Consider the following 25,782-nt stretch of genomic DNA (forward strand, 5'->3'; position numbering starts at 1 on the left):
GGAGCGCTCCAGGCGGGGCCGGGGCCCTGGTGACGGTCGGTCAGACCGCGAACTCGATGCCGGCGCCGGGGATGGCGTCGAGCAGCTCGCGGGTGTACTCCTGCTGCGGCGAGTCGAACACGGTGTCCGTCGGGGCGTGCTCGACGATCCTGCCCTTCTGCATCACGCAGACGTCGTCGGCGATCACGCGGACCACCGCCAGGTCGTGCGTGATGAACAGGTAGGTCAGCCCGAGCTCGGCCTGCAGGTCGGCGAGGAGGCGGAGGATCTGCGCCTGGACGAGGACGTCCAGAGCCGACACGGCCTCGTCGAGCACCACGATCTCCGGCTTCAGCGCGAGCGCGCGGGCGATCGCCACGCGCTGGCGCTGGCCGCCGGAGAGCTCGTTCGGGTACCGGCTCGCGATCACGCGCGGGAGGGACACCTGGTCGAGCAGCTCGAGGACGCGCTCGCGCTGCGACGTCCGGTCGCCGACCTTGTGCACTCGCAGCGGCTCCGAGATGGTGTTGCCGATGTTGTGCAGCGGGTCGAGCGAGCCGTACGGGTCCTGGAACACCGGCTGCATGGAGCGCCGGAGCGCCAGCATGTCGCGGCCCTTGAGCTTCTCGGTCCGGCGTCCGGCGATCGAGATCGCTCCGGACGTCGCCGTCTCGAGGCCCAGCACCAGGCGGGCGATCGTCGACTTGCCCGATCCGGACTCGCCCACGAGCGCCGTGGTGGTGCCCTTCGGGATCGAGAACGACACGTTGTCGACGGCGGTGAAGTCCTCGGCCTTCAGGCCGCCGCGGCGGATCTTGAAGACCTTCGTGAGGCCGTCGACCTCGATCATCGGGGCGCCCGAGGCGACCGCGCCGGCGTGGTGCGCGGCGCCCGCGCCGACCAGGCCGACCTCGCGCACGGCCTCCGACTCGCCGGAGACCGACTCCACGGCCCGGCCGGCCGTCGACTGGATGCGGCGCGACGCGAGGCTGGGCGCCGCCGCGATCAGGCGCTGCGTGTAGGGGTGCTGCGGGTTCTGCAGCACCTCCACCGAGGCGCCGGACTCGACGATGCGGCCCTTGTACATGACGATGAGCTTCTCGGCGCGCTCGGCGGCGAGGCCCAGGTCGTGCGTGATGAAGAGCAGCGCGGTGCCGTCGGTCTTCGTCAGCGTCTCGAGGTGGTCGAGGATCCGGCGCTGGACCGTGACGTCGAGCGCCGAGGTGGGCTCGTCGGCGATCAGCAGCTGGGGAGCCGCGGCCAGGCCGATGCCGATCAGCACGCGCTGGCGCATGCCGCCCGAGAACTGGTGCGGGAACTGCTTGAGGCGCTTCTCCGCGTCGGCGAGGCCCGCGCTCTGCAGGACCTCGATCGCCTTGGCGCGCACCTCCTTGCGACCGGTCGCGAGGCCGTTGGCCTTGATGGTCTCCTCGACCTGGAAGCCGACCGACCACACGGGGTTCAGGTTCGACATCGGGTCCTGCGGGACGTAGCCGATCCGGCGGCCGCGGATGTCCTCGAGCTCGGTCCTCGTCGCCTTCGCGAGGTCCTTGCCGTCGAACAGCACGGAGCCGGCGGTGACCTGGCCGGTGCCGGGGAGCAGGCCGATGATCGCGGCGGCGGTCGTCGACTTGCCGGAGCCCGACTCCCCCACGATCGCGACGGTCTGGCCGTGCTCGATCGTGAGGCTCACGCCGCGGAGGGCGGGGACCAGTCCGCTGCCGGTCTGGAAGCCGACCTCGAGGTCGGTGACCTCGAGCAGCGGCCCGTGCGGTGCGTTCGGTGTCGTGGCGGTCATCGGAGGGCCCTCGCCTTCGGGTCGAGCGCGTCGCGGAGCGATTCGCCGAGGAGGATGAAGCTCAGCACCGTGACCGTCAGGGCGATCGACGGGTAGATCAGCGTCTGCGGGTTGGTGCGCAGATCGCGCTGGGCCTGGCTGATGTCGTTGCCCCACGACATGACCGAGCCGGGAAGGCCGACGCCGAGGAACGACAGCGTCGCCTCCGCGGTGATGGCCGCGCCGAGCGAGATCGTCGTGACGACGATGACGGGAGCGATCGAGTTCGGCAGCACGTGTCGGAACAGGATCGCCATGCGGGAGAGGCCGGTCGCGGTGGCGGCGCCGACGAAGTCGGCCTGCTTCACGCGGAGGACCTCGGAGCGCAGGACGCGCGCCGTCGTCGGCCAGGCGAACGCGCCGATCGCCAGGGCGATGACGAACACGTTCCGGTAGGCCGAGAAGACGGACATGATGACGACCGCGGCGAGGATGTAGGGGATCGAGAAGAAGATGTCGCCGAGGCGCATGATCACGGTGTCGACCCAGCCGCCGAAGAAGCCGGCCAGAGCGCCGCCGATGACGCCGGAGACCGTCGTGATCACGATCACGATGAGGCCGACGGTCAGCGACGTGGACGTGCCGTGGATGATCCGCGAGAAGACGTCGCACCCCTGCTTGGTGTAGCCGAGCAGGCTGCCGTCGCCGGGGCCCTGGTTGCTGAACGAGAGCGCGCACTGGCGGGGGTCCACCGAGGTGAACAGGCCCGGGAACAGCGCGACGGCGATGATGACGAGGATCAGGACGCCCGAGATCCAGAACATGGGCCGCTTGCGCAGGTCGCGCCACGCGTCGGTCCAGAGGTTGCTGGGCTTCTCGTCGAGGCTGACGGCGTCGACCGACGCGATCGGCGTCTCCTCGAGCGGGGCCACGAAGTGGTCGATGCGGCGGGCCTTCTGCGCGCCGCCGGTGGACTCATTTGGCATAGCGGATCCTCGGGTCGAGTACGGCGTAGAGCAGGTCGACGAGGATGTTCACCACGAGGTAGAACAGCACCATGACCGTGACGAAGGAGACGACGGTCGGCCGCTCACCTCGGATGATCGCCTGATAGAGCGTGTTCCCGACTCCGGGAACGTTGAAGATGCCCTCGGTCACGGTCGCGCCGACGATCAGGAGGCCGAAGTCGGCTCCGAACTGCGTCGTGACCGGGATGAGCGAGTTGCGCAGGACGTGCACGGGGATGACGCGGCGTCGCGAGAGCCCCTTGCTGTACGCGGTGCGGACGAAGTCCGAGCCGGCCGTCTCGATGACCGAGCCGCGCGTGAGGCGGATGGCCGAGGCGACCACGAACAGGGCGAGCACGATCGCGGGCAGCAGCAGCCTCTGGAACGACGCGTCGGCTCCGACGGTCGGAGGGAACCATCCCAGCTGGATCGCGAAGAAGGACTGCGCGATGAAGCAGAGCACGAAGATCGGCACCGACACGAGCAGGAGGCTGACGACCAGCGCGCTCGCGTCGAAGAAGCTGCCCTTGCGCAGACCGCTGATGAGACCGATGGTCAGCGCGACGACGATCTCGATGACGATCGCCATCATGGCGAGCGTCAGGGTGACCGGGAAGGTGCGGGCGAGGATCTCGTTGACGGACTGGCCGGAGAACGAGATGCCGAAGTCGCCGCGGACGACGCCTCCCAGGTAGTACAGGTACTGGACGAAGAAGGGCTCGTTCAGGTGGTACTGCTCCTCGAGGCGGGCGAGGAGTGCGGGGCTCGGCGTCTTGTCGCCGAAGAGCGACAGGAGCGGGTTCCCCGGCATGGAGAAGACCATGAAGTAGATGAGGAACGTGGTGCCGATGAGCACGGGGACGGCTTGCAGGATGCGTCGGACGATGTAGGCGAGCATGTCAGCCCAGCCGGTTCCGGAGTCGCATGGATGGGGACCTCATTCGATTGTGACCGAAACAGGGCGCTCCGCCCGTGCCGTGACCTGGTGGCCGACGGCACGGGCGAAGCGCCCCAGTGGTTCGAGCTTAGTTCTTGGTGATCTCGTAGTAGAGCGGCACCGAGTTCCAGCCGAACTCGACGTTCGACACGCCCTCGCCGTAGCCGCCGGTCACGTTCGCGTACCACAGGGGCAGCGACGGGAGGTCCTTCAGGAGGATCTCCTGGGCCTGCTGGAACGTCGTGTTCGCAGCGTCGGCGTCGGCGTCCGACAGGCCCTGCTGGAGGAGGGTGTCGAACTCGGGGTTCGAGTAGTCGCCGTCGTTGGACGAGGCGCCGGTCACGTAGAGCGGTCCGAGGAAGTTGTAGAGGCTCGGGTAGTCGGCCTGCCATCCGGTGCGGAACGCGGTCTCGATCGAGCGGTCGACGATCTTGGTGCGCGCCTCGGCGAAGGTCGGGTACGCGTCGCCCTCGGCGTCGATGCCCAGCGTGTTCTTGATCGAGTTGGTCACCGCGTCGACCCAGCCCTGGTGGCCGCCGTCGGCGTTGTAGGCGATCTTGAAGGTGCCGTCCCAGGGGCTGATCGCGTCGGCCTGAGCCCACAGCGCCTTGGCCTCGTCGGGGTTGTACTCGAGCACGTCGGCGCCGGAGAGGGCGTCGCTGTAGCCGTCGATCACCGGGGAGGTGAAGTCGGAGGCCGGGGTGCGGGTGCCCTCGAAGATCACGTCGGTGATCTCCTTGCGGTCGAAGGACATCGAGATCGCCTGGCGGCGGAGCTGGCCCTCCTCGCCGTCGAAGTGCGGGAGACGGCCCGGGATGGTGAAGGACTGGAACACGGCCGAGGGCTGGTTCACGGCGCGGTCGCCGAGGTCGCTCTCGAAGGTGCCGAAGGCGGAGTCCGGGATCTGGTCGATCACGTCGACGTTGCCGCCGAGGAGGTCGGCGTAGGAGGCGTCCTGGGTGGCGTAGAAGACGATCTTCAGGCCGCCGTTCTGGGCCTCGCGGGGGCCGGTGTACTCGTCGTTCTTGACGAGCTCGATCTGAACGTCGTGCTGCCACGCGTCGTCGCCGTCGAGCTTGTACGGGCCGTTGCCGATCGGGTTCTCACCGAAGGCGGCCATGTCGTCGAACGCGGCGGCGGGCAGCGGGTAGTACGCCGAGTAGCCGAGGCTGATCGGGAAGTCCGACTGGGGGGACTTGAGCGCGACGGTGAAGGTGGTGTCGTCCACGGCCTTGAGGCCGGTGAGCTCGCTGTCCTCGGTGTCGCTGAAGCCCTCGAAGTTCGAGAAGAACGACGCGCTGAGCTGGTTGTTCGACAGCTTGGCGCCGTAGTTCCAGGCGTCGATGAACGAGCTGGAGGTGACCGGGTCGCCGTTCGTGAAGGTCAGGCCCGACTTGATTTTGATCGTGTAGTTCTGCGCGTCGTCCGACTCGATGGACTCGGCGACGTCGTTCTCGGGGGCGCCCTTGGCGTCGTAGTAGACCAGGCCCGCGAAGATCTCGTCGAGGATCTTGCCGCCGCCCACCTCGTTGGTGTTCGTCGGGATCAGCGGGTTCTGCGGCTCGGAGCCGTTCGTGGAGATGATCGCGGCGGCGTCGCCTCCCGATGCACCTCCGCCCGAGTCGTTCGAGCTGCTGCAGCCGGCCAGGACCAGCGTGCTCGCGGCGACGAGCGCCAGAGCCCCGAATCCGTAACGTCTGATGTTCACTATTCCTCCAGTGATGTGGGGGCGCGCGAGAAGTGGTTTCCCTGACGCGTGGAGTGCCGTGCGCGTGGCGACGGCGGCGGCGCACGAGACTGGTGGCCGTCGCGCGGATGCCTTCAACGAGACTATGTATTCGCCCGCTATCTGCACAAAAGCATGTGGCAACCGTTACACAGCGGTAACCGGGAGGTGGAATCCTTGCGCTGTTCTGCACGAAACGTGCGTACCGGGCGGCCGTCGCGCAACACATCGACTTCAGAGGAGACGCACGGAGTGTCCACCGACCTGTCAGGATCCGCGCCCGGACGGCGCCGGATCCGCATCGAGATCCTGCTGGTCCTCGGGCTCTCGCTGGGCGCCTCCGCGGTCTACTCGGTGGTCTCCATCGCCAACCGGCTCACCCGCTCGACCGCACTGGCCGACCAGACCGCGACGATCAACGGCGCCCTCAGCGACCGCCCGGGCTTCGACCTCGTCTACCAGCTGCTCGCGCTCTTCTTCGACCTGGTGCCGGTGGCCCTCTGCGCGTTCCTGCTCTGGCAGAGCTCGGGCCGTCCGCTCGGGCGCCTGGGGCTCGACCTGCGCCGGCCGTTCGCGGACCTGGGGACCGGGACCGTCTTCGCGGTGGCGATCGGCGCGCCGGGCATCGCGCTGTACGCCGTCGGACGCGCGCTGGGCATCACCGTGGCGGTGGTGGCCTCGCCGCTGGACGCGTACTGGTGGACGGTGCCGGTGCTCGTGCTCTCCGCGATCCGGGCGGGAGTGCAGGAGGAGGTCGTCGTGATCGGGTACCTCTTCGCCCGCCTGGGCGATCTGGGCTGGGGGCGGTGGCGGATCCTGGTGACCAGTGCGCTGCTCCGGGGCAGCTACCACCTGTACCAGGGCATCGGGCCCTTCATCGGGAACGTGGTCATGGGCCTGGTGTTCGGACTGTTCTACCAGCGCTTCGGACGCACCCTGCCCCTGGTGATCGCCCACTCGATCATCGACATCGTCTCGTTCGTCGGCTACCCGCTGGCCGTCGCCCTCTGGCCCGAGCTGTTCGCGCCGCCGGCTCCGCGGCCGTGACGACGGACCGATCGCATCCGAGGAGCCGCAGGACCGCGCCGCGGCTCTCCACTGCCGCGGCGCGACGCCCGCACGGTGGAGCTGCTCGCTCGTCGCGACTCCGTCGAGCCCTGCCGGCACCTCCACCACGCGTTCCACACGGTCGGGCTCCCTCGTGCATCGGAGTCGCCGTGCGCCGTTCCCCCCGGATCGGGAGGACTGCGCCCCACTCCGCGCCTGTGCGGGACCGACGGTGCCCGCAACCGAGGGTCGGAGAGCCGAGGACGGGCTCGGTGCTCCGTTCCTGCTCTCTCACCCTCGGTTGCAAACGAGCGCGTGCGGGCGGATCAGGCGAAGGCCTCGATGGGCGGGCAGGCGCAGACGAGGTTGCGGTCGCCGTAGGCCTGGTCGATCCGTCGGACCGGCGGCCAGTACTTGCCGCGCACCAGCGAGCGGACCGGGTAGACGGCCTGCTCGCGGCTGTAGGGGTGCGTCCACTCCTCGGCCGTCAGGCACTCCGCGGTGTGCGGGGCGCCGCGCAGCGGGTTGTCGTCCACCGGCCACTCCCCCGCGCCGACGCGGTCGGCCTCGGCCCGGATCCCGATCATCGCGTCGATGAAGCGGTCGATCTCGGCGAGGTCCTCGCTCTCCGTCGGCTCGACCATCAGGGTCCCGGCGACGGGGAAGCTCATGGTCGGGGCGTGGAAGCCGTAGTCGACGAGGCGCTTGGCGACGTCGTCCACGGTCACTCCTGTCGCCGCCGTCAGCGGGCGGATGTCGAGGATGCACTCGTGGGCGACGAGCCCGTTGTCCCCCGTGTAGAGCACCGGGTAGTGCTCGCGGAGGCGCGCGGCGACGTAGTTGGCCGAGAGGACGGCCGCCCCGGTCGCGGCCCGCAGGCCCTCCTCGCCCATCATCCGGGCGTACGCCCACGAGATCGGCAGGATGCCGGGGCTGCCGTAGGGAGCTGCCGACACCGGTGCGCCGCCGTGGACGATCCGCTCGCCCTGCGTGCCCACGCCGTGCTCGAGCCGCTGCGCGAGCGGGTGGCCGGGCAGGAACGGCGCGAGGTGCGCCTTCGCGGCGACGGGACCGACGCCGGGACCGCCTCCGCCGTGCGGGATGCAGAACGTCTTGTGCAGGTTGAGGTGCGAGACGTCGCCGCCGAAGTCTCCGAAGCGGGCGAAGCCGAGGAGTGCGTTGAGGTTCGCGCCGTCCACGTAAACCTGTCCGCCGGCCTCGTGGATGAGGCGGCAGATCTCGTCGACCTCGTGCTCGTAGACGCCGTGGGTCGACGGGTAGGTGATCATCAGCGCGGCGAGGGAGCCCGCGTGCTCGGCGATCATCGCCCGGAGGTCGTCCAGGTCGACGTTGCCGAGCTCGTCGCAGGCCACGACGACGACGCGCATGCCGGCGAGGACCGCGCTCGCGGCGTTGGTGCCGTGGGCGCTCGAGGGGATCAGGCAGACCGTGCGGTCCTCGTCGCCGTTCGACCGGTGCCAGCCGCGGATCGCCAGCAGGCCCGCGAGCTCGCCCTGCGAGCCGGCGTTGGGCTGGAGCGACACGGAGTCGTAGCCGGTGAGGTGGGCGAGCCACCCCTCCAGCTGGTCGATCAGCGCCAGGGAGCCCTGCACGTCCGCCTCGGGGGCGAACGGGTGCAGGTCCGCGAACTGGGGCCAGCTGACCGCCTCCATCTCGGTGGCGGCGTTGAGCTTCATGGTGCAGGAGCCGAGCGGGATCATGCCGCGGTCCAGCGCGTAGTCCGAGTCGGCGAGGCGCTTGAGGTAGCGCATCATCGAGGTCTCGCTGTGGTGGCTGCTGAAGACCGGGTGCACGAGGAACGGCGTGCGGCGGTCGAGCTCGGCGGGGATGCTCCGCGCGGAGCCGCTGAGGAAGCCGAACGACGAGTCCAGCTGCCCGACGGCGGTCGCGACGGCGATCACCTCGAGGTCGGTGACCGTCTCGTCGATCGACACCGAGACCGTGTCGGCGTCGACCAGGCGCACGTCGAAGCCGGCCTGGCGGGCGCGGGCGACCGCCGCCTCCGCGCCGCCGGGCACGACGACCGAGACGGTGTCGAAGAAGTCGGCGTGCCGGAGGGAGTGGCCCCGGTCGAGGAGGAGGCGCGCGAGGAGCGCGGCCCGGCCGTGCACGCGCTCGGCGATCGCGGCGAGCCCGTCCGGCCCGTGGTAGACCGCGTACATCGCCGCCATGACCGCCAGGAGGACCTGCGCGGTGCAGATGTTCGAGGTCGCCTTCTCGCGGCGGATGTGCTGCTCGCGGGCCTGGAGGGACAGGCGGTAGGCGGGGTGGCCGTCCGCGTCCTGGCTGACGCCGACGAGGCGGCCGGGCAGCTGGCGCTCGAGTCCCTTGCGGACGGCGAGGTAGCCGGCGTGCGGTCCTCCGAAGCCCAGCGGGACGCCGAAGCGCTGCGTGGTGCCGACCGCGACGTCCGCGCCGAGCTCGCCCGGCGAGCGCACCAGGGTCAGCGCGAGCAGGTCGGCGGCGACGACGGCCAGGCCGCCGTGGGCCTTCACCGCGGCGAGCACCGCCGACGGGTCCCAGAGGTGCCCGGACGCGCCGGGGTACTGCACGAGGGCGCCGAAGCACTCCGGCACCTCCTCCGCGGCGGTGCGCGAGAGCGGGAGCTCGACGATGCGGATGCCGACGGCCTCCGCGCGGCCGCGCAGCAGCGCGAGGGTCTGCGGGAGAGCGTCGGAGTCGACGACGAAGACGTCGGTGCGCGCCTTCGAGGCGCGGCGCGCGAGCAGCATCGCCTCGACGACGGCCGTACCCTCGTCGAGCATCGACGCGCCGGCCGTGTCGAGGCCGGTGAGGTTGGAGACCATCGTCTGGAAGTTGATCAGCGCCTCCAGGCGCCCCTGCGAGATCTCGGGCTGGTACGGCGTGTAGGCCGTGTACCAGCTGGGGTTCTCGAGCACGTTGCGCTTGATCACGGCGGGGGTGTGCGTGCCGTAGTAGCCGAGGCCGATCATCGGCCGACGCACCGCGTTCCTCGCGGCGAGGGCGCGCAGCTCGGCGAGCGCCTCCGTCTCGGTGGCCGGAGCGGGCAGCACCTGCGGGAGGTCGCGGACGTGGATCGACTCGGGGACGGCGGCGGTGACGAGCTCCTCCACGGAGTCGTAGCCGAGAGCCGCGAGCATGGTGCGCTGCGCGTCGGCGTCGGTCCCGATGTGGCGGGACTCGAAGGCGCCGGGGGTCCTGGTGGCCGCCATCTACTCGCCGACCAGCTCGGTGTAGGCGGCGGAGTCGAGGAGGCCGTCGGGCAGGGCGTCGAAGCGGACCCGGATCAGCCACCCCTCGCCGAACGGGTCGGAGTTGACGAGCTCGGGGCTGTCGACGACGGCCGTGTTGGCCTCGAGGACCTCGCCGTCGACGGGGGCGAACAGCTCGCCCACCGACTTGGTCGACTCGATCTCGCCGACGACGCTGCCGCCCTCGACGCGGGCTCCCGCCTCGGGGAGCTCGACGAAGACGACGTCGCCCAGCTTGTCCGCGGCGTATGCGGTGATGCCGACGGTCGCGACCTCTCCGTCGACCCGGATCCACTCGTGGTCGGAGGTGTACTGCAGCTCGGTGGGCACGGCCATGTCAGTTCTTCTTTCTCGAGTAGAAGGGGAGCTCGGTGACGGTCATCGGGAGGCGCGTGCCGCGGATGTCGACGGCGAGCGCCGTCCCGGGCTGCGCGGAGGCGGGGGCGACGTAGGCCATCGCGATCGGGACGCCCAGGGTCGGCGAGAGGACGCCGCTGGTGACCACTCCGACCTCGTCGTCGCCGGAGAGGACGGTGTAGTCGGCACGGGCGGCGCGGCGGCCCTCGCCGACGAGCCCGACGAGCACGGGAGCGTCTCCGGAGGGACCCTCCTCGCTGGCCGCGCGGCCGACGAAGTCGATCGGCTTCCCGAAGGCGACGACGCGGCCGAGGCCGGCCTGTGCGGGGAAGACGTCGCGGGAGAGTTCGTGGCCGTAGAGCGGCATGCCCGCCTCGAGGCGGAGGGTGTCGCGGGCGGCGAGGCCGGCGGGGACGAGGCCCGCTCCGGCGCCGGTCTCGGCGAGAGCCTGCCAGAGCGTGGGAGCGGAGTCGGGCGAGACGTAGATCTCGAAGCCGTCCTCGCCTGTGTACCCGGTGCGCGCGATCAGGATCGGGTGCGCCTCGAAGGTCGCGGGCACGGCGCGGTAGTAGCGCAGCTCCGCGAGCAGGCGGGCGGCGTCGTCCGTGTCGAGCACCGACTCCGCTCCCCGCTCGGTCTCGACGGCGAGGCCCTGGACGTTCTGCAGGATCTCGAGCGAGCGCGGGCCCTGCAGCGCGATGAGGGCGACGTCGTCGCTCTCGTCGAACAGCTCGCACTCGAACATCGCGGTGCGGTCGCGGAGCGTCTCGACGACGATGTGCCGGTTGGCCGCGTTCGCGACGACCATGAAGCGGTCCTCGCCCGTGCGGTAGACGACGAGGTCGTCGATCACGCCGCCCGTGCGCTCCAGGAGAAGGGTGTACTTCGCGCGGCCGGCGGCGACGGCCGAGATGTCGCTCGCCAGCGCGTAGTCGAGGGCGTCGACCGCCTCGGGGCCGACGACGAGGATCTCGGCCATGTGCGAGAGGTCGAAGAGGCCGGCGGCGGTGCGCACGGCGTGGTGCTCGGCGAGATCGCCGGAGTAGCGGACCGGCATCTGCCACCCGGCGAAGTCGGTGAAGGACGCGCCGGCGGCGACGTGCACCTCGTGCAGGGGCGAGTAGCGGGCTTCGGGGCTGGTCGTCGGGGTCTCGGACATGAGTTCTCCATTTCGTCGCAGTGCTGGACTCGCGCCGCGTTCGCGGCAGAGCACAGCAGTGCCGTGGGAACTCCCCCTCTGTCGTGGAGCCTGAGAGATTCGCGCCGCCCCGAGGGGTCGAGCGCTTTCACCATGGGCGGATCCGAGCGGATCGCTTTCCAGAGTGGCCAGTTCGACGCGGTACAAGACCTGAGAGATTGGCGGGGAGGCTTGCTCCTTCGGTGCCGACCGGAGTCGGCTCTCCCGCGTCGCGTATTGCGGCCCGGTATTCGGTTGTGCGGTCAGCCTAGCGGTGAGGGCGGACCCTGCGCGGCGTGTCGCCTCTTCCGCTAGGTGTTCAGGTGTTCGTGACACTAAGGTGATCTCAGCACTTACAGTCGGTGCGACTCTTAGTAGGGGGCACCGGATGCCGGACGTGCAGCTCGCCGTGTCGACGGTGATCTTCGCCCTGCGGCCGCACCCGGAGACCGGAGCGAGCACCGTCTGGATCCCCGTCGTCCGGCGCATCCGCGAGCCGTTCGAGGGACTCTGGGCACTGCCCGGCGGACCGCTGCATCCGGACGAGGACCTCGCCGAGTCGGCCCGCCGCACTCTCCGCGAGACCACGGGCCTGGCTCCGCGCTACCTCGAGCAGCTCTACGCCGTCGGCGGCACCGACCGCTCCCCCGGCGAGGACCGCGTCGTGTCGATCGTCTACTGGGCGCTCGTGCGCTCCGCCGAGGCCGACGAGGCCATCGTGGGAGAGAACGTCGCCTGGCTCTGCACCGATCTGCCGCTCGAGCTCGCCTTCGACCACGGACTGATCGTCGACTACGCCCTCTGGCGCCTGCGCAACAAGATGGAGTACTCCCGCATCGCGCAGGCCTTCCTCGGCGGCGCCTTCACCCTGTCCCAACTGCGGGAGGTCCACGAGGCCGTCCTGCAGAAGCCCCTCGACCCGGCCAACTTCCGCCGGACGATCGAGAGCTCCGGCACCGTGGTGCCCACCGGGGAGCGCCTGACGGGCACCCGCCACCGTCCCCCGCGCCTCTACCGCTACGACGAGTCGGCGGCGCTCGTCGACAACGGCCCGCTGCCCGTCTGAGCGCGCCGCCCGACTCCCCCACCCGCCTCACGAGGAGAACACCGTGACATCCGTCGACAGCACCATCCGGCTCATCGAGGGCGGCTCTGCGCCCGGCGCCACCTGCGCGCCCGAGCTCGCGGAGGCCCCCTGGTCGTTCGACCTCGGCCTGCCCGCCTACGGGCCCGGCGCCTCCCAGGCCGACCCGATCCCGGCCGACGCCCCGGTCCAGGGACGTCTGCCGGAGGAGTACACGACGGCGAGCGCCAACGAGCTGCACCACCGCATCCTCGCGGCGAAGGAGACGCTCGGCGAGCGGGTCGTCGTGCTCGGGCACTTCTACCAGCGGGACGAGGTGGTGCAGTACGCCGACTACGTGGGCGACTCGTTCCAGCTGGCGAAGGCGGCGACGAGCCGGCCCGACGCCGAGGCGATCGTCTTCTGCGGCGTGCACTTCATGGCGGAGACGGCCGACATCCTCTCCGGTCCGGAGCAGGCCGTGATCCTCCCGAACCTGGCGGCCGGCTGCTCGATGGCGGACATGGCCGACATCGACTCCGTCGAGGACGCCTGGGCCGAGCTCACCGAGCTCTACGGCACCGAGCCGGACGCCGACGGCCGCGTGCCGCTCGTCCCGGTCACGTACATGAACTCCTCCGCCGCGCTGAAGGCGTTCTGCGGCCGCAACGGAGGCGTGGTCTGCACCTCCTCGAACGCGGCGACCGTGCTCGAGGACGCGTTCGCGCGCGGGCAGCGGGTGCTGTTCTTCCCCGACCAGCACCTCGGCCGCAACACCGCCAAGGCGATGGGCGTGCCGCTGGAGCGGATGCCGATGTGGAACCCGCGGAAGCCGCAGGGCGGCTCCGACACCGCGACGCTCCTGGACGCGCAGGTGATCCTCTGGCACGGATTCTGCTCGGTGCACAAGCGCTTCACGACGGCCCAGATCGCGAAGGCGCGCGCCGAGCACCCGGGCGTGCGCGTGATCGTGCACCCGGAGTGCCCGATGGCGGTCGTCGACGCGGCCGACGAGTACGGCTCGACCGACTACATCGTGAAGGCGATCCAGGCGGCACCCGCGGGATCGACCTTCGCGATCGGCACCGAGATCAACCTGGTGCAGCGCCTCGCCGTCCAGTACCCGCAGCACACGATCTTCTGCCTCGACGACGTGGTCTGCCCCTGCTCGACCATGTACCGCATCCACCCCGGCTACCTCGCCTGGGTGCTCGAGGGACTGGTCGCGGGGACGGTGCTCAACCGGATCGAGGTCGCGGAGTCGGTGCAGGCCGAGGCGCGCATCGCCCTCGAGCGGATGCTCGCGGCCGTTCCGCCCGCCGGGCCGGCGGCGGTCTGACATGGCGCGGGTCGTCGTCGTCGGCAGCGGCATCGCCGGGCTGGTCGCCGCGCTGACGGCGCAGCGCCGCCACGAGGTGCTGCTCGTCACCAAGGGCGCGCTGGCGGAGTCGTCGACGCGCGCCGCGCAGGGCGGGATCGCCGCGGTCACGGCGCCGGGCGACTCCGTGGCGCTGCACGTGGAGGACACGCTCACCGCCGGTGCGGGCCTCGCCGTGCGCTCGGCGGTCGAGGTGCTCTGCGCCGAGGGGCCGGAGGCGGTCGCGGTGCTGCAGGAGTGGGGCGTCGGCTTCGACCGCGAGGGCGGCGAGCTGGCGCGGGGACTCGAGGGCGCCCACTCGCGTCCGCGGATCCTGCACGCCGGCGGCGACGCGACGGGCGCCGCGATCGAGGCCGCGCTCGTGGCGGCGGTGCGGGGCTCGTCCGTCGAGGTGCGCGAGCACGCCGCCCTGGTCGACCTGGTGCGGGAGGGCGGCTCGGTCACGGGCGCCGACGTCCTGCACGACGGCGTGCTCGAGCGCCTGACGGCCGACGCGGTCGTGCTGGCCACGGGAGGCGCCGGGCAGCTCTACCGGCACACCACCAATCCGTCCGTCGCGACCGGGGACGGGCTGGCCGCCGCACTGCGGGCGGGAGCGGAGACGGCGGACCTGGAGTTCTACCAGTTCCACCCGACCACGCTCGCGCTGCCGGGCGGCTTCCTCGTCTCGGAGGCGGTGCGCGGCGAGGGCGCGGTGCTGCGCGACGCCGCGGGCGAGCGGTTCCTGGTCGGGGTGCACCCCGAGGCCGAGCTGGCGCCGCGCGACGTCGTGGCGCGCGCGATCGCGGAGCGGATGCGGCTGCAGGGCGGACTGCCCGTGCACCTGGACGCCCGGGCGATCGACCCCGAGGTGCTGGCGAAGAGGTTCCCGACGATCTCGGCGGCCTGCCGCGAGAACGGGCTCTCGCTCGCCGACGACCTGCTGCCCGTGACTCCGGCCGCGCACTACTGGATGGGCGGGATCGCGACCGACCTGGACGGGCGCACCAGCCTCCCCGGGCTGCTCGCAGTGGGCGAGGTCGCCCGCACCGGCGTCCACGGCGCGAACCGCCTCGCCTCCAACAGCCTGCTCGAGGGCGTCGTGTTCGCGCGCCGCGCGGCGCTCGCCCTCGACTCCCTCTCCTGGAGCGGCGGCCCGGTCGCCCCTCCCCGCGCCGTCGTCCCGATGACGCTCGACCGCACCGCTCTCCAGGACGCGATGTGGGCGGGAGCCGGCCTCTCCCGGGACGCGGCGGGGCTCACAGCGGCGCGCGACGCGCTCGTCGCCTCCGCCTCGCCCGCTCCGCTCGGACTGAGGACGCTCGAGGACGCGAACCTGCTGACCTGCGCCCTCGCTCTCATCGACGCCGCGCTCGCGCGCACGCACTCCGTCGGCGCCCACCACCGCACCGACTCCCCCGACCCCGCGACGGCGAGCGCCGCCGCCCCCACCAGAGAGGCGGCCCTTCCGTGCTGACCCGCCAGAGCATCGACCGCGTCGTCACCCTCGCCCTCGAGGAGGACGCGCCCTGGGGCGACCTGACCTCCGACACCCTCCTCCCCGCGGACGCCACCGCGAGCGCAGCCCTCGTGGCCCGCGAGCCCGGCGTCTTCAGCGGCGGCGCCGTCCTCGTCGGCACGATGCGGCAGGTCGACTCCCGGATCCGCTGCTCGGTGCTCGTGGAGGACGGCGCGGTCTTCGAGGCCGGGCAGACCCTCGCCCGGATCGAGGGCCCCGCGGGCGGCGTGCTCCGCGGCGAGCGGGTCGCGCTCAACCTCGTGCAGCGGATGAGCGGCATCGCCACCCTGACGGCGCAGTACGTCGCCGCTGTGGAGGGGACGCGCGCCCGCATCGTCGACACCCGCAAGACCACGCCGGGCCTGCGCGCGCTCGAGAGGCACGCCGTCCGCAGCGGCGGCGGCCGCAACCACCGCTTCTCGCTCTCGGACGCGGTGCTGGCGAAGGACAACCACCTCGCGGTGCTCGCCGCGCGCGGGATCGACCTGACCGCGGCCCTGCGGGCGGCGCGCGCCTCGATCCCGCACACGGCGCACCTCGAGGTCGAGGTCGACCGGCTCGACCAGATCGAGCCCGCGCTGGCGGGAGGCGCGGACACGATCATGCTCGACAACTTCACCCCCGAGCTGCTCCGCCAGGGCGTCGCCCTCATCGGCGGGCGGGCCGTGGTCGAGGCGAGCGGCGGCGTCGACCTCACGACCGTGCGCGCGATCGCGGAGGCGGGGGTCGACGTGATCTCCGTCGGCGCGCTCACCCACAGCGTCCGCTCGCTCGACCTCGGCCTGGACATCGCGGTCGAGTGATCTACCTCGACCACGCCGCGACCTCGCCCGTGCGCCGCGAGGTGCTGGAGGCCATGTGGCCGTTCCTCACCGCCGAGTACGGCAATCCGTCGAGCAGCCACTCGCTCGGCGACGCCGCGGCGCGCGCGCTGGAGGCGGCGCGCGCTCACGTGGCCCGCTTCCTCGGCGGCCGCGCCTCCGAGACGCTCTTCACCTCCGGCGGCACGGAGTCGATCAACACGGCGGTCAAGGGCCTCGCGCTGGGGTCGCCGCGCGGACGGCACCTGGTGATCTCGGCGCTCGAGCACGAGGCGACCGTCGAGTCGGCCGACCACCTCCGGCGCCTGCACGGCTTCGAGGTGTCGACGGCCCCCGTCGACGCGACCGGCCTGCTCGACCTCGACGCGCTCGCCGCGCTGGTCCGGCCGGACACCGCGCTGGTCTCGGTGCTCGCGGCGAGCAACGAGATCGGGACGGTGCAGGACGTTCCGGCGATAGCGGCGCTCTGCCGATCGCGCGGCGTGCCGCTGCACGTGGACGCCGTCCAGGCCGCCGGCTGGCTGGACGTCGCGGGCTGGGGCGCCGACGCGGTCTCGGTCTCGGGGCACAAGCTCGGGGCGCCGAAGGGCGTGGGGGCGCTGCTGCTGCGCAGCCGGCTCCCGTTCGAGCCCCTGCTGCACGGCGGCGGCCAGGAGCGGGAGCGGCGCTCGGGCACCGAGAACGTGGCCTTCGCGGTCGCGCTCGGCACCGCGGTGCGCCTGCTCGATCCGGACCGCGCGGCGCGGGTCGGAGCGGTCCGGGACGCGTTCGCCGAGCGGGTCGCGGCCCTGGCGCCCCGGGCCGTGCCGCTGGGCTCCGCGGCGCACCGGCTCCCCTCGATCGCCGCGTACGCCGTCCCCGGGCGCAGCGGCGAGTCGACGCTCCTCGAGCTGGAGGAGCGCGGCGTCGTCGTCTCGAGCGGCTCGGCGTGCGCCGCCGGGCGCGACGAGCCCTCGCCCGCGCTGCTGGCCCTCGGCCTCGACCCCGACGTCGCCCGGACCGCCGTGCGGTTCAGCTTCGGCGAGGGCGCCACGCTCGAGGAGGCCGAGGCCGCGTCCTCCGCGCTCTCCACGGTCCTCACCTGAGACCTCTCGCAGCGGATCCCCGTCGATCGGGAATGTCCGGGGCGTCCGCCGCTGTTCTCCCTCCGTACGCCGCATCCGCGCCCGCGCGTCGAGCGGTCGATGCGCCCTTCACACCGATCCACTAACGATCGGAGAACAGCTGTGACCGAGCGCGGAACCCTTCCCGCCGCGCGGCCCGCCGCACCCGCCGCCGCCACGACCCTCGAGCCGCGCAGCCGCCTGGTCATCAGCCTCCTGCTGGTGTCGGCGTTCGTCGTGATCCTCAACGAGACGATCATGAGCGTGGCGCTGCCCGACCTCATGCGCGACTTCGACGTCGAGGCGCACGTGGGCCAGTGGCTCTCGACCGCCTTCATGCTCACGATGGCCGTCGTCATCCCGATCACGGGCTACCTGATCCAGCGGCTGCACACCCGCACGCTCTTCGCCGCCGCGATGATCCTCTTCAGCCTCGGCACGCTCACCGCCGCGCTCGCCCCGACCTTCGCGGTCCTCCTGGCGGCCCGCGTGGTGCAGGCCGGCGGCACGGCCATCATGATGCCGCTGCTGATGACGACCGTGATGACGCTGGTGCCCCCGGCGATCCGCGGCCGGATGATGGGCAACATCTCGATCGTCATCTCGGTGGCTCCGGCCGTCGGACCGACGATCTCGGGCGTCATCCTCAACTTCCTCGGCTGGCGCTGGATGTTCTGGATCGTGCTGCCGATCGCGATCGGCGCGCTGCTCCTGGGCCTGCGCAAGGTCGAGAACGTCACCGAGCCCCGCTCCATCCCGATCGACTCGCTCTCGGTCGTCCTCTCGGTCTTCGGCTTCGGCGGCCTCGTCTACGGCCTGTCGAGCCTCGGCGAGGGCGGAGCCGCGGTCGTCGCGCCGTGGATCCCGTTCGTCGTCGCGGGTCTCGGCCTCGCGGGCTTCATCGCGCGCCAGCTGCTGCTGCAGCGCACCGACCGGGCCCTGCTGGACCTCCGGACCTTCTCCTCCGCGAACTTCACCATCGTCATCGCGATGATGGCGGTCAGCATGTCGGCGCTCTTCGGCACGCTGATCCTGCTGCCCCTCTACACGCAGAACGTGCTGGGCCTCACTCCGCTGGAGACCGGGCTGCTCCTGCTCCCCGGCGGCCTGCTGATGGGCCTGCTCGCGCCGTTCGTCGGCCGCGGCTACGACCGCTTCGGCCCGCGCGTGCTGCTCGTGCCCGGCTCGATCGTCGTCGCCGGCGCACTGTGGGGGTACACCCTGCTCGCGGCGGACTCGTCGCCCTGGTTCGTCCTCTCGCTGCACGTCACCCTCAGCCTGGGCCTCGCCTTCGTCTTCACGCCGCTGTTCACCGCCGGCCTCGGCTCGGTGCGGCCCTCGCTCTACTCCCACGGCAGCGCCATCATCGGCACCGTGCAGCAGCTGGGCGGCGCGGCAGGCACGGCGCTGTTCGTCACCGTACTCTCGATCCGGTCGGCGGGGCTCGCGCAGGGCGGCGCCGACGAGGTCGCCTCCTACGCCGGCGGCATCCACTCCGCGTTCCTGTGGGGCGCGTCGATCGCGACGGTCGCGATCGTGGCCGCGTTCTTCGTCCGCCGCCCGGCGGAGTCGGACGCGCCGCTCCCGATGGCGCACTGAGCCGGGCGGGCCGACCCCGCCTGTTCACCTCCGCGTCACCCCGCCTCCCTACGGTGTCGCCCCGGCCGCCGCGCTCCCGATCGCGCGGCCGGGACGGAGACGAGACGTGACCGAGACGGCCGGCCCCCAGGACGTGCTCGACGCCGGAGCAGCCACCCCTCCTCCTCGCACGCTGGTCGACGTCCTCCGCGACACCGCGGAGCGCCACCCGGACGCCTCCGCGCTGGAGGACCCGGCCGGAGCGCTCAGCTACCGGGAGCTGCTGGCCCGCACGGTGCAGCTCGCGGGCGAGCTCACCACCGCAGGGGTCCGACGCGGCGACCGCGTCGGGATCCGCATGCCCAGCGGCTCCCGCGAGCTCTACCTCGCGATCCTGGCCGTCCTCGCCGCGGGAGCCGCGTACGTCCCGGTGGACGCGGACGACCCCGAGGAGCGGGCGCGCCTCGTCTTCGGCGAGGCCGCCGTCCGCGGCGTGATCACCGGCTCCGGCCGCTTCGAGCGCACCGGCGCCGACGAGCCGGCCGCGCGCCTGTTCACCGCGAGCGCGCCGCACCCGAGCACGGCGTCGATCCCGCTGCTGCAGCCGCCCTCGCTCGAGGACGACGCCTGGATCATCTTCACCTCCGGCTCCACCGGAACCCCCAAGGGAGTGGCGGTCAGCCACCGCTCCGCCGCCGCCTTCGTCGACGCCGAGGCGCGCCTGTTCCTCCAGGCGGAGCCGCTCGGCCCCGGGGACCGGGTGCTGGCCGGTCTCTCGGTCGCGTTCGACGCGTCCTGCGAGGAGATGTGGCTCGCCTGGCGGCACGGCGCCTGCCTCGTCCCCGCTCCCCGCTCGCTGGTCCGCAGCGGCATGGACCTCGGCCCCTGGCTGACCACGCACGGCATCACCGTGGTCTCGACCGTGCCGACCCTCGCGGCGCTCTGGCCCGCGGAGTCGCTCGAGAACGTCCGCCTGCTGATCTTCGGTGGCGAGGCGTGCCCGCCGGAGCTCGGCGAGCGCCTGGCCGTCGAGGGTCGCGAGGTCTGGAACACCTACGGGCCGACCGAGGCCACCGTCGTCGCCTGCGCCGCGCCCCTGGGCGGGCCTCCCCCGGTGCGGATCGGGCTGCTGCTGGACGGCTGGCGGCTCGCCGTCGTGGACGCGGACGGGCAGCGGGTCGGCGAGGGCGAGGTCGGCGAGCTGGTCATCGGCGGGGTCGGGCTCGCGCGCTACCTCGACCCGGTCAAGGACGCCGAGAAGTACGCGCCGGCACCGCTCCTGGGCTGGGAGCGGGCCTACCGCTCCGGCGACCTGGTGCGCTTCGAGAGCGCCGGCCTCGTCTTCCAGGGGCGCGCGGACGACCAGGTGAAGCTCGGCGGTCGGCGGATCGAGCTCGGCGAGGTCGAGGCGGCGCTGCAGGCGCTCCCCGGAGTCTCGGGGGCGGCGGCCTCGGTCCGCACCACGGCGGCCGGCAACCAGGTCCTCGTCGGCTACCTGGCCCTCGCCGGCGGCCGGGAGCTCGACCGCGACGCGGCGCTCGCCCGCCTGCGTGAGGAGCTGCCCGCATCCCTCGTGCCGCTGCTGGCCGTGGTCGAGGAGCTGCCGACCCGCGTCTCCGGCAAGGTCGACCGCGCCGCACTCCCCTGGCCGCTCGCCGTGGGCACGACCGAGGACGCCTCCCTCGACCCCGAGGAGGCGTGGCTCGCCGCCCTCTGGCGCGACGTGCTCGGCGTGCCGGTCGACGAGCGGGCGAACTTCTTCGACCTCGGCGGCGGCTCCCTCGCCGCCGCCCAGCTGGTCGCGCGGATCCGCGAGCGCGACCCCGAGTTCACGGTCGCCGACGTCTACGCCCACCCGCGTCTCGCGGCGATGGCCGCCGAGATCCAGAGCCGCTCGACGGGCACCGCGGAGGTGTCCGCTCACCGCATCGCGCCGGTCCCCCTCCGGATGCGCGTCCTGCAGACCCTCCTCGGCGCACCGCTGCTCGTGCTCGGCAGCGCCCGCTGGATCACCGCGATCCTCACCGTCACCGCGGTGCTCGACCTGGTGCCGGGGTTCGGCTGGCTGCCCACCGCTCCGCTCGCCGCGCTGATCCCCGCGTTCGCGCTCTTCCTCACGCCGTTCGGGCGGATGGGGCTCACCGTCCTCGCCGCGCGCACCCTGCTGCGCGGGATCCGGGCCGGAGACCACCCGCGCGGCGGGAGCGTGCACCTCCGGCTCTGGCTGGCCGAGCAGATCGCGTTCCAGCTCAAGGCCGTGAGCCTGGCGGGTGCGCCCTGGGTCGCCTACTACGCCCGCGCGCTCGGCGCCCGCATCGCCGACGACGTCGACCTGCACTCCCTCCCTCCGCTGACCGGGATGCTCACGCTCGGGCGCGGCGCCGCGATCGAGCCCGAGGTCGACCTCTCCGGCTACTGGATCGACGGCGACGTCTTGCGCGTCGGCGCCGTCCGGGTCGGCGCCGGCAGCACGGTGGGCGCGCGCAGCACGCTCCTCCCCGGCGCCCGGATCGGCAAGCACGCGCAGATCGAGCCGGGATCGGCCGTCTTCGGGCGAGTGCCGGCCGGGCAGCGCTGGGGAGGATCCCCCGCCCAGCGGCTCGGCAGGGCGAACGCCGGGTTCCCCTCGGAGCGCCCGGCGCGCCGCCCGGGCTGGGTCTGGGCGTACGGAGCGTCCGCGGTCGGCCTCGCGGCGGTCCCGGTCCTCGCCCTCGCGGCCGGGCTCGCCGTCGTGGCCGCCGCCGTGCGCGGGTCGGCGGGCGTCGGCGCCGCGCTCGTGCCCGCTCTCGTCGCCCTCGTGCCCGCCATCGCCGTCTCCGGAGTCGTCCTCGCCGCCCTCGTCGTCGTCCTGGTGCGCCTGCTCGGCCGGGGCGTCGAGCCCGGCACCCACCCCGTGCGCGGTCGGATCGGCTGGCAGGTCTGGTCGACGGAGCGGCTGCTCGACTCCGCGCGAGTCCTGCTCTTCCCGCTCTACTCGGGCCTGTTCACCCCGGTCTGGCTGCGGCTCCTCGGCGCGAAGGTCGGACGCGACGTCGAGGCCTCGACGGTGCTGCTCCTGCCCGCGATGACGACCATCCGCGACGGCGCGTTCCTCGCCGACGACACGCTCGTCGCCTCCTACGCGCTCGGCGGCGGCTGGATGCGGCTCGCCCGCGCGGAGATCGGCGAGCGCGCGTTCCTCGGCAACTCCGGCATGGCCGCGCCCGGCCACACCGTGCCCGCCGGCGGACTCGTCGCCGTCCTCTCCTCCGCGCCCCGCAAGTCGAAGGCGGGCTCGTCGTGGCTGGGCTCACCTCCCGTGCGGCTGCGGCGCACCGTCGTCGAGGCGGAGTCGGCGCGCACCTTCCGCCCGGCCCGCCGACTCCGTGCGGCCCGCATCGCGTGGGAGCTCGGCCGCTTCGTCCCGGTGGTCGTCTCGGTCGCGATCGGCCTCGGCGTGGTCGCCGGACTGCTCGCGCTGATCCAGACGCTCGGGGCGGTGCTCGCCGCGCTCGTGGGAGGCGTCGTGCTGCTGGCCGCCGGGGCGGTCGCCGCGGCCGTCTCCACCGCCGCGAAGTGGATCCTGATCCAGCGGGTCGAGCCGAGCGAGCAGCCGCTGTGGTCCTCGTTCGTCTGGCGGAGCGAGCTGGCCGACGCCTTCACCGAGATGGTCGCTGCGCCCTGGTTCGCCCACGCCGCCGCGGGCACTCCGGCGCTGGTCTGGTGGCTGCGGAGCCTCGGCGCCCGGATCGGACGCGGCGTCTGGTGCGAGAGCTACTGGCTCCCCGAGGCCGATCTGATCTCGCTCGGCGACGGAGCGACCGTGAACCGGGGCTGCGTCGTGCAGACGCACCTGTTCCATGATCGAATCATGAGCATGGATCTCGTGAGCCTCGACGCCGGCGCCACCCTGGGCCCGCACAGCGTGATCCTCCCCGCCGCGCGGATCGCCGAGCACGGCACGGTCGGCCCGGCCTCGCTCGTGATGCGGGGGGAGCTCGTGCCCGCGGGCAGCCGCTGGAGCGGCCACCCGATCGGCTCGTCGCGCGAGGTGCGCGTCGCCGACTACCACGCGCCCGTCGCGTGAGCCCCGCGCTGACCGGGCTCGAGACCGCCGGCGACCCCTACGTCCCCGGCATCGGGAACACCGGCTACCGCGTCGAGTCCTACGACCTCGACCTCGACTACCGCGTCGCCTCGAACCGCCTGGCCGGCCGGGCCGTGCTGCGGATCGTCGCGCTGCAGCCGCTCCGGCGGTTCTCCCTCGACCTCTCCCGGCTCCGCGTGGCCCGCGTCCGGATCGACGGACGCCGCGCCCGCCACGAGCAGGCCCCCCACAAGCTGCGGGCGTCCCCCGCCGAGCCGCTCGCCGCCGGCGAGAGCGTCGACGTCGAGATCGAGTACAGCGGCCACCCCGCCCCCCGCGCCACCCACTGGGGCGAGCTCGGCTGGGAGGAGCTGGAGGACGGGGTGCTCGTCGCCTCGCAGCCCTCCGGCTCCTCCACCTGGTTCCCCTGCAACGACGACGTCGCCGAGAAGGCTCCGTACCGCCTGCGCGTCACCGCCGAGGAGGGCTACGCCGTGCTCGCGAACGGGGTGCTCATCGACTCGAGCGCCCGCTCCGGCCGCCGCACCTGGCTCTACGAGCAGCGCGAGCCCAGCGCCGCGTACCTCGCCTCGGTGCAGATCGGCCGCTACGCGATCGAGGAGTGCGTGCTCGCCGACGTCGCGGTGACCCTCGCCCGCCCCGCCGCCCTGGCCGCTCGGGTCGCGCACGACTTCGCTCCGCTCGAGCGCATGCTCGCCCTGTTCACGCGGCTGTTCGGGCCCTACCCCTTCGCCCGCTACTGCGTCGTCGTCACGGCGGACGAGCTGGAGATCCCGCTCGAGGCGCAGGCGATGGCGGTGTTCGGCGCCAACCACGCCGACGGCCGCGGCGGCTCGGAGCGCCTCATCGCGCACGAGCTCGCGCACCAGTGGTTCGGCAACAGCGTGGGCATCGCCCGGTGGCGCCACATCTGGCTCAACGATGGGTTCGCCTGCTACGCGGAGTGGCTGTGGTCGGAGGAGTCGGGCCGCGCCACCGCCGACGCCTGCGCCCGCCGCCACCACGCGGTGCTGCGGGCTGCGGCGCAGGATCTCGTGCTCGCCGATCCGGGGCCGGTCGCACTCTTCGACGACCGCGTCTACAAGCGCGGCGCGCTCACCCTGCACGCGCTGCGGCTCACCGTCGGCGACGAGCCCTTCCTCCGGCTGCTGCGGGAGTGGACGTCCCGCTACGCCTCCGCCGCCGTCACCGACGAGGAGTTCCGCGAGCTCTGCACCGAGGTCCTCGGCGAGGGCGTGGACGACCTGCTCGACGCCTGGCTCCTCGACGAGGAGCTGCCGCCGCTACCGTCCGGGCGCTGACACCAGCGAGTCCGCGAGCGCGTCGCCGTGCTCGCGCCGCCAGCCGATGATGGGCCCGGCGCCCGCGTCCCCCATCGGCCCGAGGGCGACGCTGACCCGCAGCGCGGGGTCCAGCTGCGGCTCGGCCAGCCGGAAGCGGACGGCGTCGATCCGCGCCTCCGCCGCGTGGTGCGACTCGTGCACGTGCACCCGGCGCGGGTCGAGCTCGAGCCCGCGGCCGTCCGCCTTCAGTGCGGCCTCGATCCGGGTCCAGTGCAGGACGGGGTCGGCGGGGCGCATCCCGCCCGTGGCGAAGGGCGCCCCGGCGATGCGCGTGATCCGCTCCCCGCGCTCGGGCGTGCCCAGCGTCGGCTCCACATCGACGCCGACCGCACCGGCGCTGCTCGCCGCGACCACGACGGCGCCCGCGCAGTGCGCGATGCTCACCGACAGCAGCTCGAGCGCGATCCCGCGTCCCTCCAGCCGCGGCCGGCCGTGCGCGCCCCCGCAGCGCGGGCAGCACCCAACGACCCGGACCTCCGACGCGCGCGTCCCCGTGAGCTCGGCCGCGAGCATCCGCAGGAGCACCCGCCCGAAGACGAATCGCTCGGCCGCCGACCCGCCGACCGTCCCGGCGTAGCGCTCGCGCTCCTCGTCGCTCAACAGCGGCAGCAGCCGCTCGGCGTCCAGCGTCTGCTCGTCGAGCGCCAGCCAGCGCAGGTGCACCCCCGGCAGCTCCGCGCCGATCCCCGACTCCCCCATGTCCGTCCCCCCGGTCAGCTCGTCGCGGCGTGCTCGCCGCGCTCATACACGTCCGCGGCCGATCCGACGATCAGCGGGTCCGGACCCAGCGGGCCCACGACCTCCTCGTCGCGTCCGTCGTAGTCGTAGAGGCTCAGGACGTAGCGCATGGCCTCGAGCCGGGCGCGCTTCTTGTCGTTGCTCTTCACGATGGTCCAGGGAGCGTCGGCGGTGTCGGTCGCCGCCATCATCGCCTCCTTGGCCGCGGTGTAGTCGCCCCACTTGTCGAGCGAGGCGAGGTCCATCGGCGAGAGCTTCCACTGGCGCACGGGGTCGATCATGCGGATCGTGAACCGGGTGCGCTGCTCCTCCGCCGAGACCGAGAACCACAGCTTCACCAGGTCGATGCCGTCGCCGACGAGCATCCGCTCGAACAGCGGCGTCTGGCGGATGAACTCGTCGTACTGCGCCGGCGTGCAGAAGCCCATCACGCGCTCCACGCCGGCCCGGTTGTACCAGGAGCGGTCGAAGAGGACGATCTCGCCGGCGGCCGGCAGGTGCGAGACGTAGCGCTGGAAGTACCACTGACCGGCCTCGCGCTCGGTCGGCTTCTCGCGCGCCACCACGCGGGCTCCGCGCGGGTTGAGGTGCTCGGTGAAGCGCTTGATGGTGCCGCCCTTGCCCGCGGCGTCGCGCCCCTCGAACACGACCACGAGTCGGCGCCCGTGCTTCTTGATCCAGTTCTGCAGCTTCAGCAGCTCGATCTGGAGGAGGCGCTTGCCCGCCTCGTACTCCTCGCGCGACATCCGCTCGTCGTAGGGGTAGCCCTCGCGCCAGGTGTCGATCTGCGTGCCGTCGCGGCGCAGGAGCACCGGATCGTCGTCGTCCTCGTCCAGCACGACGAGGTCCCGCGCGTCGGCGGGCGTGAGCGTGCGGAGCAGCTCGGGAGTGGGACGGAGGGCGTCATCGGCG

General features: G+C 72.7%; 18 protein-coding genes and 1 riboswitch. Of the genes, 9 read left to right on the forward strand and 9 right to left on the reverse strand.

Translation table 11 applies throughout. The features are described 5' to 3' along the window. Positions 1-40: 40 nt before the first annotated feature. The 4 genes from C5C33_RS00455 to C5C33_RS00470 form a co-directional block, all read right to left on the reverse strand. Complete coding sequence (locus C5C33_RS00455) at positions 41-1,777, reverse strand: ABC transporter ATP-binding protein (protein WP_104260130.1); 1,737 nt, start codon at positions 1,775-1,777, stop codon at positions 41-43. After that, complete coding sequence (locus tag C5C33_RS00460; RefSeq protein ID WP_104222976.1) at positions 1,774-2,742, reverse strand: ABC transporter permease; 969 nt, start codon at positions 2,740-2,742, stop codon at positions 1,774-1,776. The genes C5C33_RS00455 and C5C33_RS00460 overlap by 4 nt, the downstream gene beginning before the upstream one ends. Next, positions 2,732-3,661: an ABC transporter permease gene (locus C5C33_RS00465; RefSeq protein ID WP_104222975.1), complete on the reverse strand. Its 930-nt coding sequence runs from the start codon at positions 3,659-3,661 to the stop codon at positions 2,732-2,734. Before C5C33_RS00465 ends, C5C33_RS00460 begins: the two co-directional genes overlap by 11 nt. 127 nt (positions 3,662-3,788) lie before the next feature. After that, entirely contained in the window at positions 3,789-5,408 is a 1,620-nt protein-coding gene (locus C5C33_RS00470; protein WP_104260131.1) for an ABC transporter substrate-binding protein, read from the reverse strand. Between the two features lie 270 nt (positions 5,409-5,678). Between C5C33_RS00470 and C5C33_RS00475 the strand changes: the two genes are divergently transcribed. Then, a complete protein-coding gene (locus C5C33_RS00475) occupies positions 5,679-6,473 on the forward strand; it encodes a CPBP family intramembrane glutamic endopeptidase (RefSeq protein ID WP_258063660.1) in 795 nt (264 codons plus the stop codon). Positions 6,474-6,799: 326 nt separating this feature from the next. Here C5C33_RS00475 and gcvP read toward each other — a convergent pair whose 3' ends face one another. Genes gcvP through gcvT form a run of 3 tightly spaced genes read right to left on the reverse strand, consistent with a single transcriptional unit; the run spans position 6,800 to position 11,243 of the window. Further along, positions 6,800-9,688 (reverse strand): aminomethyl-transferring glycine dehydrogenase, encoded by a 2,889-nt coding sequence (gcvP, locus tag C5C33_RS00480; protein WP_104260133.1) that lies wholly within the window; start codon positions 9,686-9,688, stop codon positions 6,800-6,802. Further along, entirely contained in the window at positions 9,689-10,063 is a 375-nt protein-coding gene (gene gcvH, locus C5C33_RS00485) for a glycine cleavage system protein GcvH (protein WP_104237541.1), read from the reverse strand. 1 nt (position 10,064) lies between these two features. Next, a complete protein-coding gene (gcvT, locus tag C5C33_RS00490) occupies positions 10,065-11,243 on the reverse strand; it encodes a glycine cleavage system aminomethyltransferase GcvT (RefSeq protein WP_104222970.1) in 1,179 nt (392 codons plus the stop codon). A 168-nt stretch (positions 11,244-11,411) separates the two neighbouring features. After that, positions 11,412-11,499: riboswitch (glycine riboswitch) on the reverse strand. 150 nt (positions 11,500-11,649) lie between these two features. Between gcvT and C5C33_RS00495 the strand changes: the two genes are divergently transcribed. The 8 genes from C5C33_RS00495 (at position 11,650) to C5C33_RS00530 (ending at position 24,090) form a co-directional block, all read left to right on the forward strand. Beyond that, positions 11,650-12,327: an NUDIX domain-containing protein gene (locus C5C33_RS00495; protein ID WP_104222969.1), complete on the forward strand. Its 678-nt coding sequence runs from the start codon at positions 11,650-11,652 to the stop codon at positions 12,325-12,327. A gap of 43 nt (positions 12,328-12,370) precedes the next feature. After that, entirely contained in the window at positions 12,371-13,663 is a 1,293-nt protein-coding gene (gene nadA, locus C5C33_RS00500) for a quinolinate synthase NadA (RefSeq protein ID WP_104260134.1), read from the forward strand. A 1-nt stretch (position 13,664) separates the two neighbouring features. Further along, positions 13,665-15,158 carry an L-aspartate oxidase gene (nadB, locus tag C5C33_RS00505; protein ID WP_104260135.1) on the forward strand — a complete coding sequence of 498 codons (1,494 nt, stop codon included), beginning with the start codon at positions 13,665-13,667 and terminating at the stop codon, positions 15,156-15,158. Then, positions 15,152-16,003, forward strand: coding sequence for a carboxylating nicotinate-nucleotide diphosphorylase (nadC, locus tag C5C33_RS00510; protein WP_104237538.1), 852 nt, complete (start codon positions 15,152-15,154; stop codon positions 16,001-16,003). The genes nadB and nadC overlap by 7 nt, the downstream gene beginning before the upstream one ends. Continuing rightward, positions 16,000-17,106 carry a cysteine desulfurase family protein gene (locus C5C33_RS00515; protein ID WP_104246615.1) on the forward strand — a complete coding sequence of 369 codons (1,107 nt, stop codon included), beginning with the start codon at positions 16,000-16,002 and terminating at the stop codon, positions 17,104-17,106. Before nadC ends, C5C33_RS00515 begins: the two co-directional genes overlap by 4 nt. A 99-nt stretch (positions 17,107-17,205) precedes the next feature. Then, a complete protein-coding gene (locus tag C5C33_RS00520; protein ID WP_104260136.1) occupies positions 17,206-18,723 on the forward strand; it encodes a DHA2 family efflux MFS transporter permease subunit in 1,518 nt (505 codons plus the stop codon). A gap of 106 nt (positions 18,724-18,829) precedes the next feature. Continuing rightward, positions 18,830-22,768, forward strand: a complete 3,939-nt coding sequence (locus C5C33_RS00525; RefSeq protein WP_181136163.1) for a Pls/PosA family non-ribosomal peptide synthetase — start codon at positions 18,830-18,832, stop codon at positions 22,766-22,768. Next, a complete protein-coding gene (locus C5C33_RS00530; RefSeq protein WP_258069145.1) occupies positions 22,765-24,090 on the forward strand; it encodes a M1 family metallopeptidase in 1,326 nt (441 codons plus the stop codon). Before C5C33_RS00525 ends, C5C33_RS00530 begins: the two co-directional genes overlap by 4 nt. On the opposite strand, the gene C5C33_RS00535 is transcribed toward C5C33_RS00530, so the two are convergent. Further along, positions 24,073-24,831: a 4'-phosphopantetheinyl transferase superfamily protein gene (locus C5C33_RS00535; protein WP_104260138.1), complete on the reverse strand. Its 759-nt coding sequence runs from the start codon at positions 24,829-24,831 to the stop codon at positions 24,073-24,075. The genes C5C33_RS00530 and C5C33_RS00535 overlap by 18 nt on opposite strands. Before the next feature lie 14 nt (positions 24,832-24,845). After that, the gene (gene ppk2 / locus C5C33_RS00540; protein ID WP_258069150.1) at positions 24,846-25,706 is read right to left on the reverse strand and encodes a polyphosphate kinase 2; all 861 of its coding nucleotides are present in this window, start codon (positions 25,704-25,706) and stop codon (positions 24,846-24,848) included. Between the last annotated feature and the right edge of the window lie 76 nt (positions 25,707-25,782).

The organism is Rathayibacter sp. AY1H3 (genome assembly GCF_002932015.1).